General features: G+C 69.3%; 13 protein-coding genes and 1 tRNA gene. 4 read left to right on the forward strand and 10 right to left on the reverse strand.

Features of this window, described 5'->3' with window-relative positions:
• The first annotated feature begins 27 nt into the window (after positions 1 to 27).
• On the forward strand, positions 28 to 2,460 hold the full coding sequence (locus I004_RS0120555; protein ID WP_028437048.1) for a SpoIIE family protein phosphatase: 2,433 nt from the start codon (positions 28 to 30) through the stop codon (positions 2,458 to 2,460).
• 94 nt (positions 2,461 to 2,554) lie between these two features.
• Here the strand turns inward: I004_RS0120555 and I004_RS0120560 are convergent.
• Positions 2,555 to 2,640: transfer RNA gene (locus tag I004_RS0120560), tRNA-Leu, on the reverse strand.
• Positions 2,641 to 3,077: 437 nt separating this feature from the next.
• Here I004_RS0120560 and I004_RS0120565 point away from each other — a divergent pair.
• Both I004_RS0120565 and I004_RS0120570 read left to right on the forward strand, forming a co-directional pair.
• On the forward strand, positions 3,078 to 3,869 hold the full coding sequence (locus tag I004_RS0120565; RefSeq protein ID WP_028437049.1) for an ABC transporter ATP-binding protein: 792 nt from the start codon (positions 3,078 to 3,080) through the stop codon (positions 3,867 to 3,869).
• A gap of 146 nt (positions 3,870 to 4,015) precedes the next feature.
• On the forward strand, positions 4,016 to 6,571 hold the full coding sequence (locus tag I004_RS0120570; protein ID WP_028437050.1) for an ABC transporter permease: 2,556 nt from the start codon (positions 4,016 to 4,018) through the stop codon (positions 6,569 to 6,571).
• A 114-nt stretch (positions 6,572 to 6,685) separates the two neighbouring features.
• Here I004_RS0120570 and I004_RS0120575 read toward each other — a convergent pair whose 3' ends face one another.
• The 4 genes from I004_RS0120575 to I004_RS0120590 are packed head-to-tail and all read right to left on the reverse strand — an operon-like array spanning position 6,686 to position 11,237.
• Positions 6,686 to 7,882: a Gfo/Idh/MocA family protein gene (locus I004_RS0120575; RefSeq protein WP_028437051.1), complete on the reverse strand. Its 1,197-nt coding sequence runs from the start codon at positions 7,880 to 7,882 to the stop codon at positions 6,686 to 6,688.
• Between the two features lie 58 nt (positions 7,883 to 7,940).
• Complete coding sequence (locus I004_RS0120580; protein WP_028437052.1) at positions 7,941 to 9,299, reverse strand: ABC transporter substrate-binding protein; 1,359 nt, start codon at positions 9,297 to 9,299, stop codon at positions 7,941 to 7,943.
• Positions 9,300 to 9,343: 44 nt separating this feature from the next.
• A complete protein-coding gene (locus I004_RS0120585; RefSeq protein WP_051345257.1) occupies positions 9,344 to 10,291 on the reverse strand; it encodes a carbohydrate ABC transporter permease in 948 nt (315 codons plus the stop codon).
• A 28-nt stretch (positions 10,292 to 10,319) separates the two neighbouring features.
• The gene (locus I004_RS0120590; protein WP_028437054.1) at positions 10,320 to 11,237 is read right to left on the reverse strand and encodes a carbohydrate ABC transporter permease; all 918 of its coding nucleotides are present in this window, start codon (positions 11,235 to 11,237) and stop codon (positions 10,320 to 10,322) included.
• 193 nt (positions 11,238 to 11,430) lie between these two features.
• Between I004_RS0120590 and I004_RS0120595 the strand changes: the two genes are divergently transcribed.
• The gene (locus I004_RS0120595; protein ID WP_051345258.1) at positions 11,431 to 12,615 is read left to right on the forward strand and encodes an ROK family transcriptional regulator; all 1,185 of its coding nucleotides are present in this window, start codon (positions 11,431 to 11,433) and stop codon (positions 12,613 to 12,615) included.
• Positions 12,616 to 12,681: 66 nt separating this feature from the next.
• Here I004_RS0120595 and I004_RS0120600 read toward each other — a convergent pair whose 3' ends face one another.
• The 5 genes from I004_RS0120600 to I004_RS0120620 form a co-directional block, all read right to left on the reverse strand.
• Positions 12,682 to 14,022, reverse strand: a complete 1,341-nt coding sequence (locus tag I004_RS0120600) for an SAM-dependent methyltransferase (RefSeq protein ID WP_028437056.1) — start codon at positions 14,020 to 14,022, stop codon at positions 12,682 to 12,684.
• Positions 14,023 to 14,241: 219 nt separating this feature from the next.
• A complete protein-coding gene (locus I004_RS0120605; RefSeq protein WP_028437057.1) occupies positions 14,242 to 15,663 on the reverse strand; it encodes an NAD(P)/FAD-dependent oxidoreductase in 1,422 nt (473 codons plus the stop codon).
• Between the two features lie 407 nt (positions 15,664 to 16,070).
• The gene (locus tag I004_RS40395; protein WP_028437058.1) at positions 16,071 to 16,997 is read right to left on the reverse strand and encodes a Ppx/GppA phosphatase family protein; all 927 of its coding nucleotides are present in this window, start codon (positions 16,995 to 16,997) and stop codon (positions 16,071 to 16,073) included.
• Positions 16,998 to 17,123: 126 nt separating this feature from the next.
• Positions 17,124 to 17,699: a DUF501 domain-containing protein gene (locus tag I004_RS40400; RefSeq protein WP_028437059.1), complete on the reverse strand. Its 576-nt coding sequence runs from the start codon at positions 17,697 to 17,699 to the stop codon at positions 17,124 to 17,126.
• Positions 17,700 to 17,809: 110 nt separating this feature from the next.
• Positions 17,810 to 18,313 (reverse strand): septum formation initiator family protein, encoded by a 504-nt coding sequence (locus I004_RS0120620; RefSeq protein WP_037977106.1) that lies wholly within the window; start codon positions 18,311 to 18,313, stop codon positions 17,810 to 17,812.
• Positions 18,314 to 18,485: the final 172 nt, after the last annotated feature.

The raw sequence follows: 18,485 nt of genomic DNA on the forward strand, positions 1-18,485 counted from the left end.
GAAACGTATCCGGGCTGGATTGGTGCCATGAATGCGTGGAGCGAGGCCGAGACCATCGACTTCCGTGGACCACTCGACGTGGCGAGTGGCGCCACGGTGCTGCTCGACAACGAGAACGTGATCATCGGGTGGAGCGAAGCCGCTGAAGGCCTCTTCGGATATGAACCGCGCGAGATCTTGGGCCGGCCGCTCGAGACGCTGATAGTGGAGAGAACGTCCCAGGAACAGCCGCTCATCGAGCTCCTCGACCGGTCCGTCGGCCCGGCATGCCGCAGCGAGGCCAGCGTCGCGCGTCACCGGGACGGCCACCACGTCGATGTGGCGACGACGATCTGCTCCCTCGCCGGGCGGGACGAACCTCCGCAGATCATGGTCGCGGCGGAGCTGGAACCGCTGCGCAGCTGGGAAGCGCACCAGGCCATGCTCCGCGGGCTCGCCACGCAGTCGCCGATCGGCCTGGGCATCTACGACACCGATCTGCGTCTGACCTGGATAAACGCGAAGTACCAGAGCGAGATAGACCGCAAGGGCCACAACCTCGGCGAGTTCGTCGGCAAGCGTGTGGACGAGCTGTACGACGGCGGCGAGGTGATCTCGGAGGGCTATCCCAGTTCGCTGGGTGAGGTCATGCAGAGCGTGATCGACACCGGCAGGCCGGTCTTCGGCCTACTCTACGAGGCCCGGCCACCCGTCGACCCGGAGCACGACCACGTCTGGTCGTGCGCGTACTACCAGCTCAAGGATGCCGACGGACACGTGCTCGGCGTCTGCGAGGACGCCCTCGACATCACCGACCGCTACCGCGCCCAGCAGCGTCTGGCGCTGACGGTGCGCGCCGGGGTACGGATCGGCACCACGCTCGACATGACCACCACGGCCAGGGAGATCGCCGAGGTGGTCATCCCGGCCTTCGCCGACAGCGTCACCGTGGACCTGGTCGACGGAGTCCTGGAGGGCGAGGAGCCCCGCCAGCACGGAGACACCCCGGCCCTGATCAGAGTCGTGGAGCGCGTGGGCACCCCGTACGCGGGCGCCGAGGACACGTCCTCCACCGGTCCCTTCCCCGTCGAGTACGAGCCCGGCTCGCCGCAGCTCAGCTCGCTCGCGTCCCGCAAGGCCCTCACCGTCGACCGCGAGCGCCCGGCGCAGACGCCGGAGGACGAGAGCGGCGTCCACTCCACGCTCGCCGTGCCACTGCGCGCCAGGGGCACCACGATGGGCCTCGTCACCTTCATGCGCAGCGGCAACCCGGCTCCCTTCGATCACGACGAGCTCTCCCTCGCCAACGAGCTGGCGACCCGTACCGCACTGTCGATCGACAACGCCCGCCGCTACACGCGCGAGCGCGCCTCCGCGCTGACGCTCCAGCGCAATCTGCTGCCCAGGGGCCTGCCCGAGCTGTCCGCCGTCGAGGTGGCGCACCGCTATCTGCCGTCCGACGTCGGGCTGGGCGTCGGCGGCGACTGGTTCGACGTGATCGCCCTGTCCGGGACGCGCGTGGGCATGGTCGTGGGCGACGTGGTCGGTCACGGCGTGAACGCGGCCGCCACCATGGGGCGTCTGCGCACCACCGTCCGGGCCCTGGCCCGGCTGGATCTCGCCCCCGACGAGCTGCTCTCGCGGCTGGACGACCTCGTACTGCAGGGAGCCGAGGACCAGGAACCCGGTGCCGTGCCCGGCACCGACGAAGGGCTCGGCGTCGCCTGCCTCTACGCCGTGTACGACCCGGTCTCCCGGATGTGCACCGCCGCCCGCGCCGGCCACCCGCCCGCCGCCAGCGTCGACCCGGAAGGCAACTTCAAGCTGCTCGACATCCCGCCCGGTCCCCCGCTGGGTGTCGGCGGGCTCCCGTTCGAGTCGATGGAGATCGAACTCCCGGAGGGAAGCCTTCTCGCGCTCTTCACCGGGGGGCTCGTACAGGACCGCGACCGCGACATCGACACGGGCGTCGCGAAGCTCAAGGGTGTGCTGAGCGACCGCCGGGCCACGCTCGAGGAGTTGTGCGACCGGACCCTGAGCGAGCTGCAGCCCGACGGCCCGGCGACCGACGACGCCGCGCTGCTCCTGGCACGCACGCACGAGCTGGGAGCCGACCAGGTCATCGGCTGGGAGCTGGAAGCCGAGCCCAGCGCGGTCTCCCGCGCACGGACGCTGGTCATGGACCAGCTGACCGAATGGGGCCTGGACGAGCTGGCGTTCACCACCGAACTCGTCGTCAGCGAACTCGTCACCAATGCCATCCGGCACGCGGTCGGCCCTGTCTATCTGCGGCTCATCCGGGATCGCAGCCTGCACTGCGAGGTCTCCGACAAGGGCCACACCTCGCCCAATCTCCGGCACAGCGCGACGGACGACGAGGGCGGTCGCGGCCTGTTCATCGTGGCGCAGATGGTGCAGCGCTGGGGCACCCGCTACACGACCTCGGGCAAGACGATCTGGACGGAGCAGGCACTGCCCTGACCCTGGACGACCGGTGGGCACGTGAACACCACCGGGTCCGTGGACGCGGACGGACGCGCAGATGTGCCGGGCCGTCACAGCTCAGGCGCATGGGTGGTGCCCGGAGCCGGACTTGAACCGGCACGGCCCTCAGGGCCAACGAGGTTTAAGCTCGTCGTGTCTACATTCCACCATCCGGGCACCGGCTCCAGGTCCCGCAGCTACGCAGTGCATGCGGGTTCCTACCCCAGAGTGCAGGTAGAGCCTATCCAGCGTCAGGCCCCCAACTGGGGGGCGTCAGCCCGATGTTGTCTTATTTTATGGGCAACTGACGACGCGTCAGTACCGCGTCCCCCACTTCGGAGGCCCGCCCGGATCACGTCCCTGGCACGTGAAATGACGGAAAGTCGCCGTCCGGACACTGGAATTCGCCTTCCGTCGGCGGGAGTCCCGCGGGGGTGTCCGGCCCCGCCCGCGGTCTCGGGGGAGCCGTCATACCCAGGGATGACCGCGTGACGTCGATGTACCTCGGAAGGCGTGCCCCGATACGGGCATGGGGGGTGATCCGCGGGGGCGCACGGAAGGACAACATGGTGTGGACCCGAGATCCGTACACCGTCCGACAGGAGCGCACTCCCGTGACCACCACCTACTCCTCCCGCGTACCGGCTGCTGCCCCAGCGCCCGCCGGCGTCGCCGCAGCGCGCGCCACGGACCTCTCGAAGGTCTACGGGCAGGGCGAGACCAAGGTGGTCGCGCTCGACCGAGTCTCCGTCGAATTCCGCAAGGCCGAATACACCGCGATCATGGGACCGTCGGGCTCCGGCAAGTCGACCCTGATGCACTGCATGGCCGGCCTCGACTCGGTCTCCGGCGGTAGCGCCCTGATCGGCGACACCGAACTGACCAAGCTCAGGGACAAGAAGCTGACGAAGCTGCGCCGCGACCGGATCGGCTTCATCTTCCAGGCCTACAACCTGCTTCCGACGCTCAACGCGATGGAGAACATCACGCTCCCGCTCGACATCGCGGGCCGCAAGGCGGACCAGGCCTGGCTGGACCGCGTCATCGAGACCGTCGGACTCTCCGGCCGGCTCAAGCACCGCCCGAGCCAACTCTCCGGCGGCCAGCAGCAGCGCGTGGCCGTGGCCCGGGCGATCGCCAGCAGGCCGGAGATCATCTTCGGGGACGAGCCGACGGGCAACCTCGACTCCCGCGCCGGAGCGGAGGTGCTGGGCTTCCTGCGCAACTCCGTGAGGGAGTTGGGCCAGACGATCGTGATGGTCACCCACGACCCGGTGGCCGCCTCCTACGCGGACCGCGTCGTCTTCCTCGCGGACGGCCGCATCGTCGACGACATGTCCGGGCCGACCGCCGAGTCGGTGCTCGAGCGCATGAAGAACCTCGACGCCAGGGTGCGTACGAACTGACCCGCGCCGGCGCGGGCGCCTCTGTGCCGGCCACACGGCCGTGCAGCGCCCGCCGAGGCAATCACCAGCACGAACCCGGAACCGGCCCAGGACTGCCGGGCCGCTGGATACCGCGTTCCCAGAAACCCAGAACCCAGGACAAACCGATGCTCCGTACTGCCTTGCGCAACGTCTTCGCGCACAAGGCCCGGCTGCTGATGACCGTGCTCGCCGTGATGCTCGGCGTGGCCTTCGTCTCCGGCACCCTGGTCTTCACCTCGACCATCTCCGACGCGTACCAGAAGAGTTCGGAGAAGGGCTACAGCAACGTCGACCTCGCCATCGAGCCGCCCGCGGGCGGCGATTCCGGGCCGCCCCGCAGGCGGCCCGGCGACCAGGACCGGCTGACGCAGGCCACCCTCGACAAGGCGCGCGAGTTGCCCGGCGCACGTAGCGCCAGCGGCTCCGTCACCGGCTTCACCGCGCTCGCCGACAAGCACGGCAAGCTCGTCGGCGAGGGCTGGCAGACCACCGGCGGCAACTACGACTCCGGCCGCAACGGCAAGGCCGAGGACGCCCGTTACCCGATGAAGAACGGCCGGGCACCGCACAAGTCCGACGAGGTCGCCATCGACTCCGCGACGGCGAAGCGCGTCGGCTTCGAGGTCGGCGACACCGCCCGCATGTCGGTCAACGGACCGGTGCTCAAGCAGCGCGTCGTCGGCATCTTCACCACCGACGACGGCAACGTCGCCGCCGGCGGCACGCTCGTGCTGTTCGACACCCCCACCGCCCAGCGGCTCTTCGCCCTGCCGGGGCAGTACGACCAGATCACGCTGAAGGCCGCCGACGGCACTTCGCAGGCCCAGCTGAAGTCCCAGGCAGAGAAGATCATCCCCAAGGGCGCGGACGCGGTCACCGGCAAGAAGCTCGCCGCCGACCAGTCCGAGGCGATCAAGAAGGGCATGAGCGGCATGCAGACGGCGATGCTGGTCTTCGCCGGAATCTCGCTGTTCGTCGGCATCTTCATCATCGCCAACACCTTCACGATGCTCGTCGCCCAGCGCACCAAGGAGCTGGCGCTGCTGCGCGCGGTCGGTGCCGGGCGCCGTCAGGTGACGCGCTCGGTGCTCATCGAGGCGCTGGTCGTGGGCGCTGTCGCCGCGGTCGGCGGCATGGCTGCCGGCGTCGGCATCGGGGCGGCGCTGCGTTCGCTCATGGGCAGGTTCGGCGCGACCGTGCCGGACGGGCCGCTCGTCGTCGACTCCACCGCCATCGGCGCCTCGCTCGCCACGGGCGTCGTGGTGACCGTCCTCGCCGCCTGGCTCCCGGCCCGCAAGGCGGCGAAGATCCCGCCGGTGGCGGCGATGAGCAGCGTGCACGCGGCGGCGACGACGCGTTCGCTGGTCATCCGCAACACGATCGGCGCGCTGCTGGCCGGCGCGGGCACGGCACTCGTGCTGTACGGCGCCGGGATGGACGACCGCGACACGGCCAAGATCCCGCTCTCGGCCGGTGCCGCCACGCTCCTCATCGGGGTCTTCGTCCTGACGCCGCTGCTGTCGCGGCCGCTGATCGCCGCGGCCGCGCCGTTCATGCGGATCTTCGGGGTCTCGGGGAAGCTCGCCCGTCAGAACTCGGTGCGCAATCCCCGCCGCACCGCCGCGACCGCGTCCGCGCTGATGATCGGGCTCACCCTGATCACCGGGCTGACGGTGATCGCCGGAAGCGTGCAGCAGGCCGTCGAGAAGCTGGCCACCGATTCGCTGAAGGCGGACTACACCGTCAGCATGGCCAATCAGACGCCGCTCTCGCCCGGCGTCGAGCGGAAGCTGACGCGCGACGACCAGGTCGAGTCGCTGAGCCCGATGCGCAACTCCCCCGCCCGGGTGGGCAGTTCCACGGAGTATCTGACGGGCGTCAAGGGCGAGACCATCAGCGACCTCACCGACATGCCGTTCGTCTCCGGCGGCTGGGACGGGCTGTCCGGCAACAAGGCCGTCGTCGACAAGGACACCGCCAAGGAAAAGGGCTGGAAGACCGGTTCGACCTTCCCCGTCACCTTCGAGGACGGGAAGAAGACCCGGATGACCGTCTCGGGCGTCTACGAGGGCAACGAGATGATCAGGGGCATCATGCTCGACACCGGGACTCTCGACCCGCACATGAAGCAGCTCTCGAGCATGCAGGTGATGGTCAAGACGAAGGACGGCGCGAGCGATTCGGTCAAGGCGTCCCTGGAGAAGGCGCTGGGCAACAACCCGGCCGTACTCGTCCAGGACGAGAAGGACGTCACGGAGTCCATCGCCAAGATCTTCACGCTGATGCTCAACATGCTCTACGGGCTGCTCGCGATGGCGGTGATCGTGGCTGTGCTGGGTGTGGTCAACACACTGGCGATGTCCGTCTTCGAACGCTCGCAGGAGATCGGGATGCTGCGCGCCATCGGCCTGGACCGGCGGGGCATCAAGCGGATGGTGCGGCTGGAGTCGCTCGTCATCTCGCTCTTCGGCGGAGTGCTCGGCATCGGACTCGGCATCTTCTTCGGATGGGCCGCGGGCAAGGTCGTCGGGCTGTCGCTGTCGACGTACTCGCTGGTGCTGCCGTGGGACCGGATCGGGATCTTCCTCGGACTGGCGGCGGTCGTCGGCATGCTGGCCGCGCTGTGGCCGGCACGGCGGGCCGCCAAGCTGAACATGCTCACCGCGATCAAGACCGAGTAGCCCGGCGGCGCCCTGCCGCGGGCCCGCCGCGGGCAGGGCACGGGCAGCACCGCGGCCCGGTCCCCTCACCGAGGGGGCCGGGCCGCCGAGTTACGCGGGCTCTCGGGCCGTCGCTCAGCCCGGCGCGTCGCCGAAGTCGGGGACGGGCAGCCGCTCGCCGTCCCGCAGCGCCGAATCGTGCGCCACGACTCCGGGCAGCGTGTAGCGGGCGGCGACCCAGGCGTTGACGGAGGGCAGCGTGCTGTCGTTCACCGCGCTGACGAAGTCGTCGACGAGGAAGTGGTGGCTTCCCTCATGCCCGTTGGGTGCGTGAGCGAACTCGGCGGGCAGACGGGCACGGTCGTGCACCGGAGCCGTACCGGAGATGAAGGCGTCACGCAGCGCCGGCGAGACGTCGGCGAGCGAGGGATCGTCGGCGGAGAGCGTCGGCACGGCCTGCAGATGCTCCGAGACGTCCCGCACACCGGTTTTGTCCTGCCAGAAGCTGACGGTCGCCAGCTGCTCGAAGCTCCCCTCCGTGCCGAAGAAGCGGAAGCGGGACTCACGGATGTGCGAGGGGTATCCGACCCGGCGGAACTCGTTCGTGCGGAACGATCCCCCGCCGGCGACCTCGAAGAGCGCCGTCGCGTTGGAGAAGTCGTTGCCGAACTGGCTGACCTGCCGGTCGAACACGCCGTCGCCCCGCTCGTCGCGGACACCGACGGCGCTGACGCTCGTGGCGTACGTCTGCCAAGCACCCAGCACACCGCCGATGCTGTGCGTGGGGTAGAGAAGCGGCGGATAGCTGGCCGTCTCCTTCCACCGCTCGCCCCCGCTGAAGCGGTACGCGTCGTAGAAGCCGAGGTCCATGTCGTGGACGTAGTCGCCCTCGGCGTAGAACAGCCGCCCGAAGCCGCCGTCGTCGATCTTCTCGCGCGCATAGACCGTGGCCGGGTTGTAGTGGCTGGTCTCGCCCATCATGTACGTGAGGCCGGTCTCCTTGACGGCTTCGATGATGGCCGCCGTCTCCTCCTCGGAGACCGCCATGGGCACGGCGGAGTAGACGTGCTTGCCCGCGCGCAACGCCCGTACCGCCAGCGGTCCGTGGGTCCAGCGCTGCGTGAAGAGGGCGACCGCGTCGACGTCCGATTCGAGCATGTCGTCGAAGGAGGACACGGTTCCTGCCAGCCCTTCGGCGGCGACGAGCCGCTCGGCGCGCTCGGGCAGGAGATCCGTGACATGAATGGCGCCGACGCCGGGGTGCAGCCGGAAGAGCTTGGCGAACGATCCGGCGAACTGTCCGGCGCCGACGATTCCGATGGAGAAGGGCACGAGCGAAAGCCTTTCCTGTGCGTGCCGTGGTTACTCGGTACTCAATTGTTCCGCTGGCTCAATTGCCTTGCTGGAAGAGGAAGTTGATCTGCCTGTTCGTCTCCGAGAGGGAGCTCGCCGGGGAATCGCCCGCGTAGATCTCCTGCATGGCGGGGATCATCATCGCGTTGATGTCGGCGGCGTGGTCCGTCACCGGGAAGGAGAAGGCCGTGCCTTCCTCGAGGTGACGGGTGAAGGGTGAGACGTCCAGCCCGTTCTTGCGGTGGGTGGCGATGGCCTTCTTCGTGCCCTCGGGGGTCGCGGGGAAGACCGTCGCGTCCTTGCCCACCAGGTTCTGGCACTCGTCCGAGGCCAGGAAGGCGACCCATTTCGCGGCGCCCTGCTTGTTCTTCGCTCCCTTCGGTATGGAGTCGGCGAGGCCGCCCAGCATCGAGGCGCGCTTGCCCGTCGGGCCCTTCGGCGTCGGGGCTATGCCGAGCTCGTCGACGCCCTTGAGGCCGGCGAACGTGCTGAGCATCCAGGAGCCGTGCATCGCGAGGGCGGCCTTGCCCGAATCGAGTTGCGTCTCGGGGTGGTTGGTGTCCGAGTAGTCCTCGAGGGGGGCCATGTAGCCCTTCTCGGCGAGGCCGAAGTACCAGTCGATGGTTTTCTGGAAGCCCTTCTGGTCGTAGTTGTAGTGCTCGCCCCACGGATTCTTGTCCGTGTAACGCCAGCCGGCCGAGGCGGCGAAGGAACTCCACTGCGTCTGGCCGCTGTTGTCTCCCCCGGCGTCGTTGGTGGCCAGGCCGTAGCGCACGACGTTGTCCTTGTCGAAGCCGGGCTCGTCGCCACGCTTCCCGTTCACGTCGACCGTCAGACGGGCGAGGGTCTTCTCGAAGCTGCCGCCGTCCCGCGGATTCCAGGCAAGATCGCGCAGTTCGGCGTCGCTGACCCCCGCCGCCTTGGTGATCTTCTTGTTGTAGAAGACGCCGATGGTGTCCCAGTCCTTCGGGGCGCCGTAACGGTGCCCGTCCCGGCCCGTCCAGGGCTTCGCCAGGCCCGGTTCGTAGTCCGAGGCCTCGATGCCGCGGGTCGGGCCCAGCTCATCCAGCGGACTGAGCGCCCCGAGCCCCTCGTACTGCGGGTACTTGGCGACGTGGTTGGTGAAGACGTCCGGCTGGGTGCCGGCGATGAAGCTCGACGTGAGCTTCGTCCAGTACGAGTCCCACCCGATCTGGGTGATGTCGACGCGCAGCCCCGGGTTCCTCTTGTGGAACGCCTTCGCGCACGCCTCGTACGCGGGCTGCTGGGAGGAGTCCCACATCCAGTACGAGACCGTGTGCTCGTCCCCGCCGGAGACGGTCTGCGGTGCGCAGCCCGCGGCGGGAAGGGCCAGGGCCAGCGCCACGAAGGAGGCCGCGCAGGCCCGGGCGGACATGCGGCGCCGGGTGCCGCTCGGTGCGGTGCTCATCCCACTCTCCTTCACTTGATGCCGCTGAAGCCGATGGAGTTCACGATGCGTTTCGCCAACAGGGCGAAGAGCAGCACCATGGGCAGCGCGGCGACGAAGGTGGCCGCCATCAGACCCGCCCAGTCGGTGCCCGTCTGCGGGGTCTGCGCCCGGAAGATGCTGAGCGCGACGGTGAGCACCCGCGAACTGCCGCTGTAGGAGACCATCAGCGGCCAGAAGTACTCGTTCCACGCGGTGATGTACGTGAGGATGCTCAGCGTCGCGATGGGAGCCGTGGACATCGGGAGGATCAGCCGGAAGAAGACACGGATCCGCCCGGCCCCGTCGATGAGCGCGGCCTCCTCGACCTCGCGGGATATGCCGAGGAAGAACTGGCGCAGGAAGAAGACGGCGAACGGCATCGTCATGAACACCATCGGCGTCGCGATGCCGAACAGGCTGTCCACCAGGCCGGCTTGCTTGATCAGTACGAAGTTCGGCAGCAGCGTGAAGACGGCGGGGATCATCAGTCCGCCCAGCACGAAGCCGAACACCGCGTCCCGCCCGCGCCAGCGCAGCCGCGCGAAGGCGTAGGCGGCCATCGCGGCGAAGAACACCTGGCAGAAGGTGACGATCGTGGCGACCAGGACCGAGTTGGCAAGGTAGCGCCAGAAGTCGAGCGAGCCACCGGACCCTCCCTCGGCGAGTGCCTCCTTCGTACTCTGCAGGCCGAAGACCCTCAGGAACCCGCCGAAGCTGAAGTCCACGGGAAGCGCCGAGGCGGGGGCCTGCGCCAGTGCGGTGTTCGTGGAGAGCGCAGTCCTCAGCATCCAGTAGAACGGGAACAGCGTGATCAGGGTGATCACGGCCATCGCGGCCCAGGCGAGCACGCGCCCCCACGACAGCGGAGGTCGCTCCCGCTTGCCGGCGGCCGGCTCCTCGCGGGTCTCCGGTTCGCTGCCGGTCCCCGCATGCGTCATCGTTGCCGTCACTTCGGACCTTCCCTTCTCAGCCGAGGTCCGAGCGGCCGGCGCGCATGAGCCGGTACTGGAAGACGGTGATGGCGGTCAGCACGAGCATCAGGGCCACCGAAATGGCCGAGGCGTAGCCGAACTGCAGGCGGTCGAACGCGAGGTCGTACACGTACAGCTGCAGCACGTTGGTGGCGTTGGCGGGCTTGCCGTCGGTGGTGACCGAGACGGTGTCGAAGACCTGGAACGAGCCGATGATCGTGATGATCAGGACCAGCGACAGGATCGGCCGCAGCAACGGAATGGTGATGGACCTGAACATGCGCCACTCGCTCGCGCCGTCGACGCGGCCCGCTTCGTAGAGCGTCGGCGGTATGGACTGCAGTCCCGCGAAGATCAGCAGCGCCGTGTAGCCCACGTGCCGCCATACGTTGACGAGAGCGATCGTCGGTATCGCCCATGAGGCGTCGCCGAAGAAGGCGATCCGCTCGAAGCCGAGCCATTCGATGATCTCGTTGCCCACCCCGAGCTGCGTGTCCAGGATCCACAGCCACACGATTCCGGCGACGACGTTCGAGACCAGGTAGGGAGCGAGCACGACTCCCCGCAGGACGGTCGAGCTGGTGAGCCTGTGCATCAGCACGGCTATCAGCAGCGCGACGACCGTCTGCACCCCGATGTTGACCACGACGTAGTGCAGCGTCACGCCCAGCGAGTCCCAGAAGACCGGGTCGTTGACGAGGCGCCGGTAGTTGTCGAGGCCCACCCACTTCTCGGCGGAGAGCAGGTCGAAGCTGGTGAAGCTGAGGTAGACGCCGCGCAGCGTCGGCCACACCAGGAAGGCCAGGTACCCGATCATCGCCGGGGCGATGAAGAGGAGAGCCGTACGGCCTTCTCCGGGAGCACGCCCCGTGGCCGGGCTCGCAGTCGTCGGTTTGATCACGGCCACCGGCAGACCTCCTCGTCCGCGTCTCCTCGTGGTTCACCTCGATGGATTTACTTCTACGTGGAAGTTATTGTGAGTGTCAAGGAGTCTCGCACGGGAGGTTCTGTGCCGGAATCGAGCACCTATAGTTCCACGCAGAACTTATCCCGGACTCGCATAGGCTGAGATTCGCCACGTCCAAGTACCGTCGCGGAGGCTGTGATTGAAGGGTTCGAAGAGTCCGGGCAGTTCGGGTGGGACGGCCCCGAGCTGGCGGCCGCTGACTCCCACGGAGCGCGCGGTCGCGATCGAGGTGCTCAAGAACGGCCCGACCTCCCGCAGTGAGATCGCCCGGCAGCTCGGCATGTCGGGCGGGAGCCTGACGCGTCTCGCCAAACCGCTGATCGACTCCGGCCTGCTGCTGGAAGGGCTGACGCCGGTGACCACGGCGGGCCAGGGCCGCCCGGGGCGTCCTCTGGACATCGTCACCGAGCCCTGGCACTTCGTGGGACTGAAGATCACCGGCGACATGGTCTACGGGGTGGTCACCACTCTGAAGAGCACCGTCGTCCGGCGGGAGGACCGCAAGCTGGGCTCCTCCGATCCCGATGCCGTCGCCGACGTCGCTCACTCGATCGTGCGGTCCTTCGCCGAGGAGTTCCCGCATCTCGCGGGCATCGGCGTCGGCCTCGCCGGCCCGGTCCGTGGGCGGTCCGTGGCCGTCGACTCCCCGTACCTGGGCTGGCATGAGGTGGCCTTCGCCGGCCTTCTCGAGGATCGGACCGGGCTGCCGGTGGTGGTGGAGAACGACGTCGCGGCGCTGGTCGAGGCAGAGACATGGTTCGGCGGCGGGCGCGGCTTCGACCGCTTCGCCGTCCTGACCATCGGGGCGGGCATCGGCTACACGCTCGTCATCAACGGGGAGGCCGTCCGCCCCTCGGACGACTACCACGGCACGTCGGAGCGCTGGATCCTCGACCCGTCCGGCCCGCTCACCCCTGAAGGTGAGCGTGGCAGCGCCGCCTCGCTGCTCACCGTCCAGAGCATCGAGTACCAGGTCCGCGCGGCGACCGGCCGCTCCGTCGACTACGAGGAGATCCTCCGGCTCGCCCGTCAGGAGGACCCGGCGGCCTCGCGCGTCATCGGCGAAGCCGCCCGTGCGCTGGGCATTCTCATCTCGCACATCGCGAACTTCGCGCTGCCGGAGAAGATCCTGCTCGCCGGCGAGGGCGTCGGGCTGATGGACGTGGCCGGCGGCGCCGTCCTCGACGCCATCGAGGCCCACACGAATCCGCACGCGGATCCGGTGAACCTGGAGACCAAGGTCTCCGACTTCCACGACTGGGCGCGTGGCGCCGCGGTGCTCGCCATCCAGGTGCTCGTGCTCGGCGAAGAGGCCGACGAGTGACCGGCGGGCGGCGCACCGGCGGGGGTGGACCGCCCGCCGGTCACGCCGTCCCGGCCGCGATGGCCGTCACGCCGCGCGCCACTCCCTGGTGCGCAGCGGCAGTCCCGATGCCCCGTCGGAGGGGGTGCGGACCGCGAGGATCTGGTTGATGCCGATCCGGTTGTGCTCGAAGGCGAGCGCCGACGCGGCCATGTACAGCCGCCACACCCGCGCCCGTCCGTACGAGCTCAGGCGCGCCGCCTCGCTGAAGGCGGCCTCCAGATTGGCGACCCAGGAACGCAGCGTCAGCGCGTAGTGCTCACGCAGCGATTCGAGGTCGCGCACCTCGAATCCCGCTTCCTCCAGCACGGCGACCGTCTGCCCGAGCGGGGCAAGCTCTCCGTCCGGGAAGACGTACGCGTCGATGAACTCGTCGACCTCGTAGGCCGATTCGTCCCTCATCGGGCGGCGCCCGATCTGGTGGTTGAGCAACCGCCCGCCCGGCCGCAGCAGCCCGTACAGGTCACCGGCGTATTCGCGGTAGCGCTCCCGGCCGACGTGTTCCGCCATGCCGATGGAGGAGATCGCGTCGTACGGACCGTCCCGCACCTCGCGGTAGTCCTGCACGCGGATCTCCACACGGTCCGTCAGCCCCTCCTCCGCCACGCGCTTGCGGGCGTAGGTGGCCTGCTCCTGGGAGAGCGTGATGCCGACGGCGCGCACCCCGTACTCACGGGCCGCGTGCAGCACCAGCGATCCCCATCCGCATCCGACGTCCAGCAGCCGCTGCCCCTCACGCAGCGCCAGCTTGCGGCAGACGAGGTCGAGTTTGGCTCGCTGGGCGCCTTCGAGCGTCGGTGTGCTCCCGGCCGCCGCGGCCTCCCAGTAGGCGCACGAATAGACCATGCTCGGGCCGAGGACGAGCCGGTAGAAGTCGTTGCCCACGTCGTAGTGGTGACTGACGGCTCTGCGGTCGCGGAAGAGGGTGTGCCGCACCCCGAGCCGCTTGCGCCGCTCCTCCGCGGGCGGCGACGGCGGGGGCAACGCGCCCCCGAGCGCGAACAGTTCGCGGACGGCGGCCCGTACGTCGGGGTCACGCACACGGTCGAGGGCCGCGCGCAACCCGCGAGGCGACGGCTCCTGCGCGCTCTCGTTCTTCTCCCACATCAGGCCTGCCAGCCGGTCGAGCAGCCGGTACAGCTCACCGTCGCCGTCGGTGTCGATCTCCCCGGCCACCCAGGCGCGGGCGAGGCCCAGTTCGCCCGGCCGCCACATGACGCGGCGCAGGGCACGCCGGTGGCGTACACGGAGGACGGGGGCATCGGGTGGTCCTGCTTCGCTGCCGTCCCAGGCACGGATGCGGACGGGCAGAGGCGCGCCGAGCAGCCGTTCGGTGAGCGCGCTGAGTCGTGAGGCGACATCGGTCATTGCACACACCTCCATACGGAAGGGGTGGAACCCCGTACATGCAACACGATTGTCGTGCGAACTATGCCGACTCACACCCCGGTTTGTCTCCGCGTCACCTCACGCAGAGCGCGCGGGGAGGGTGCGGGAACTGCGAAGGGGGCGCCCGCACCACGGATGGCGGACGCCCCCTTCACGGAGGTCTTCGGTGTCCTTCTGCGGATCACCTCACCGGCAGGCTCAGGAAGCCTTGGCCTCTTCCCGGTGGTTCACGGCGCGGCTCTCCTTGACCCGCGTCTTGCGCTCGGCCGCGGCTTCCTCCGCCGCGGAGGCGGTCACGGGCGAGGCGGCCTCGTAGAACTCCTCGCGCGGGTGTTCCATCGCGCCGAGGGAGACGACCTCCCGCTTGAGGAACATGGCGAGAGTCCAGTCGGCGAAGACGCGGATCTTGCGGTTCCAGGTGGGCACGGCGAGACCGTGGTACGTGCGGTGCATGTACCAGGCGAGACGGCCCTTGAGCTTGATCCGGGTCCTGCCGAGGACGATCATCGCGACGCCCTTGTGCAGGCCGAGACCGGCGACGGCGCCCTTGTTGGCGTGCTTGTAGTCGCGCTGCGGGAAGTCGCGCAGTGCCGAGATGATGTTGTCACCGAGCACCTTCGCCTGACGCAGTGCGTGCTGAGCGTTCGGAGGGCAGTAGGCACCTTCCTTGCCGGCGGCCAGGTCGGGCACCTGTGCGTTGTCCCCGGCGGCCCAGATGTGGCTGCTGCCGCGCACCTGCATGGTGGCGTCGACGTCCACGTGTCCCTTGGGGCCCAGCGGCAGCCCGAAGCGGGCAAGCGCCGGGTTGGGCTTGACGCCGGCGGTCCACACGATGGTGCTGGAGTCGACCTCGAGGCCGTTGCTGAGCATGACGTGCCCGCCGACGCAGGAGTCCATCGAGGTGCTCAGGTAGCACTCGACGCCGCGGCTCTTGAGGTGCTCCAGGCCCCACTCGCCGAGCTTCGGGCCGACCTCGGGCAGGATGCCGGGGGCGACGTCGACGAGGATGAAGCGCATGTCCTCGCGCCGGACGTTGGGGTAGTACTTCGCCGCGTCGCGGGCCATGTCCTCGACCTCGCCGACGGTCTCCGCACCCGCGAAGCCGCCGCCGACGAAGACGAAGGTCAGCGCACGGCGCCGCACGTCCTCATCGTTGGTCGAGTCGGCCTTGTCCAGCTGCTCCAGCACGTGGTTGCGCAGACCGATGGCCTCCTCGACGCCCTTCATACCGATGCCGTTCTCGGCCAGGCCGGGAATCGGGAAGGTGCGAGAGACGGCGCCCATGGCGACGACGAGGTAGTCGAAGGGCAGGTCGTACGCCTCACCGACGAGCGGCGCGATCGTGGCGACCTTGCTCTGCTGGTCGATCGTCGTCACACGGCCGGTGAGGACCTCGGCCTTGGGCAGTACACGCCGCAGCGGAACCACGACGTGGCGCGGCGAGATGCTGCCAGCAGCGGCTTCGGGGAGGAACGGCTGGTACGTCATGTACGAGCGAGGGTCGACGACGGTGACGGTCGCCTCGCCGTAGCGCATCTTCTTCAGGATGCGCCGTGCGGCGTACAAACCGACGTACCCGCCACCCACAACGAGGATTCGAGGACGCTCCGTGGTGCTCATGTCATCGAGTATGGACCCGCACCCGGGGGCGACCTCGTGAGGGGCTTCACAAGCATGGTCGCACCCCCTGCTACACTGCGCGGCCACGTCCAGGAGCCCCTCCGGCTCCTGATCCTCCGGCCGGAACCGCTGAGCGGTGATCCCCGCCGTGAGCTGCACTTATCGTCTGCGCCACGAGAACATCGCCGAAGCGGTGCGCCGCCCTTCATATGGCTGGAATCCGGCGTTCACAGTGGCCCTCCCCCGCCGACGCCCGTTTCGGGGCCCCAACGGGTGTGATGTGCGTCCGACGAGGGGGTTTTCCACGTGAATTATTTCACGAGATCTCTTCCGGAGGGCTCCGGAGAGGTGCCCGGACACCCTTTCAAAGGAGATTGGCGTCGCTCAAGTGAGGGCGGCGAGGAGGCTCAAGTGAGGCTCCACGCAATGCCGTCAAGGATGTCGTGCTCGCTGACGACGACCTCCTCGGCCCCCGTACGTTCCATGATCACCAGCAGTATGACGGCGCCCGCCGCGATCACGTCCACGCGCCCGGGATGCATGACCGGGATCGCCGCCCGCTCGTCGTGCGTCGAGGTCAGCAGGCGCTCCACGGTGTCGGCGACCTGCTCGCGCGGGATCCGGGAGTGGTGGATGGCGGAGGGCTCGTACGCGTCCAGGCCCAGCGCGATGCCCGCGACGGTGGTGACCGTGCCGGCGAGGCCGACGAGGGTGCGGGCCTGCGCCAGCGGCACGCTCCGCTCCACCTCGTCCAGCGCCGCGGACACGTCGGCCCGCATCGCCTCGCGCTGGGCGGCGGTGACGGGGCCGGAGATGCCGTGGCGTTCGGTGAGCCGCACACAGCCGACGTCGACGGACCTGGCGGCCCGCACGGAGTCGTCCCCGACGACGAACTCCGTGGAGCCTCCGCCGATGTCCACGACGAGATAGGGCTTGTCGAGATCCGCGCGCCCGGTCAGCTCCTTGGTGGCCCCGGTGAAGGAGAGCTGCGCCTCCTCGTCGCCGGTGATCACCTCAGGCTCGACTCCGAGGATGTCCACGACTCCCCGCACGAACTCGTCCCGGTTCTCCGCGTCCCGCGACGCGGAGGTGGCGACGAAACGCACGTGCCGCACACCGTGCTGCTCGATCACGCGCGCGTAGTCGCGGCAGGCGGCGAAGGTGCGCTCCAGCGCCTCCGGCGCGAGACGGCCCGTGCGGTCGACACCCTGGCCGAGCCGGACGATCTCCATCCGCCTCTCCAGGTCCTTCAGTTCACCGTTCGCCGGGTCGGCGTCGGCGACCAGCAGCCGGATCGAGTTGGTACCGCAGTCCACGGCGGCGACACGGGTCATGCGCTCTCCTCACGCTCCTCACACGACGGGTCGGCCCCAGCGTATGCGCGTACGGGCGGGCGCTTGACGGGACGAGCGCCCGCAATCGCACCGATCGGCATGCGTGACGCCGACCGGCTCGGGCGGTCAGCCGGCCGCCGTGTCGCCCCGCCGCTCGGCACCCTCGCCCGTGTCCTGCTCCCCGTCACGCGGTACCGGGACGCAGGGGCCCTTGGCCCACCACTCCGGCAGCATCGCCAGCGCCTCGTCGCCGAGCGGGTTGACCCCCGGGCCGGCGACGAGTGAGTGGGCGACGAGCACATGGAGGCACTTCACGCGATCCGGCATGCCGCCGGCGCTGGGGAAGCCGGGGAGCACATCGATGGCGTCGCGGCGGGCAAGGTAGTCCTCGTGGGCCGCACGGTAGGCCGCGGCCAGCTCCTCGTCCTCTGCGAGCCGCTCCGTCATCTCACGCATGACGCCTTCGGCCTCAAGAGTGCCGATCGCCGAGGCGGCCCGCGGACACGTGAGGTAGTACGTGGTCGGGAAGGGGGTGCCGTCCTCCAGCCGCGGCGCCGTCTCCACGACATCGGGCAGGCCGCAAGGGCAGCGGTGCGCGATCGTGCGCAGACCGCGGGGCGGCCGGCCCAACTGCGCCTTGAACGCGGCCACATCGGCGTCCGTGGGAGGCGTGGGCTCGGTCTGCGGCGGAGGTTCTTCCATCGGTGCGGGACTCTTTCGGGGTGACGGTCGGAATGGTCTTCGGGGGTGACGCTCACGGGAGTTCACGGAGACATATCGAACGGCCCGTGTGCGGACGGGAGTTCAGCGGCTCAGTTGCCCTTGCCGGACACGCTGATCTCCTCGGCCTGCTCCGCCCTGTCGGCCTTGTCCACTCCGTCCCAGAGGTTCTGGTACCAGGCGCGGTCGGAGCCGCGGTCGGAGGGCCTGTGCGCGATGCCCGTACCGTCCGGCAAGGTGAAGCCCGTCTCGCCGGGGCGGACGAAGTGCAGGTGCCTGCGGGCCTGTTGCTCGACGTACGCGGGATCCCGCCAGCGCGCACGCTCCTCGCGCAGGCGCTCGACCTGCTTGCGGGCGTGCTCCGCCTGACGCTGCTGCTCGGCGATCTCCGTGCGCTGCGAGACGTACTGGCGCATGGGATAGGCCAGGGCGACCACGAGCGAGCACACGACGAGGGCCAGCACCGCGGCCCTTCCCGTGAGACGGCTGCGGCGCGGAGCACGCACCGTCCGCCCGCGGGCGCGGTAGACGCGCTCGGCGGCCCGGGTACCGAGCGCCCTGAGTCTGGTCGCGGTGGAGAAGCGATCCGCGGGCACGTTCCTCCCCTGTCCCCTTCTCAGCTGTCCGTGCTGCCGCCACGTCCCGGCTCACGCCGCGCATCGTGCGCGTGCTGCTTCCGGCGGCCGGGCGGCCCCCGCCACCGTACGGGAACGGCGGCGGGGACAGGCGCAGCGACGGCCGGTCGGGCACCGCGACATGAGCGGCGCG

Source organism: Streptomyces sp. TAA486 (assembly GCF_000426165.1).

Excerpts from the sequence above, each read along its gene's own strand:
- I004_RS0120555 (WP_028437048.1), top strand. The coding sequence starts at position 28 with ATGAATGCGTGGAGCGAGGCCGAGACCATCGACTTCCGTGGACCACTC.
- I004_RS0120570 (WP_028437050.1), top strand. The coding sequence starts at position 4,016 with ATGCTCCGTACTGCCTTGCGCAACGTCTTCGCGCACAAGGCCCGGCTG.
- I004_RS0120580 (WP_028437052.1), bottom strand. The coding sequence starts at position 9,299 with ATGTCCGCCCGGGCCTGCGCGGCCTCCTTCGTGGCGCTGGCCCTGGCC.
- I004_RS0120585 (WP_051345257.1), bottom strand. The coding sequence starts at position 10,291 with ATGACGCATGCGGGGACCGGCAGCGAACCGGAGACCCGCGAGGAGCCG.
- I004_RS0120600 (WP_028437056.1), bottom strand. The coding sequence starts at position 14,022 with ATGACCGATGTCGCCTCACGACTCAGCGCGCTCACCGAACGGCTGCTC.
- I004_RS0120605 (WP_028437057.1), bottom strand. The coding sequence starts at position 15,663 with ATGAGCACCACGGAGCGTCCTCGAATCCTCGTTGTGGGTGGCGGGTAC.
- I004_RS40395 (WP_028437058.1), bottom strand. The coding sequence starts at position 16,997 with ATGACCCGTGTCGCCGCCGTGGACTGCGGTACCAACTCGATCCGGCTG.
- I004_RS40400 (WP_028437059.1), bottom strand. The coding sequence starts at position 17,699 with ATGGAAGAACCTCCGCCGCAGACCGAGCCCACGCCTCCCACGGACGCC.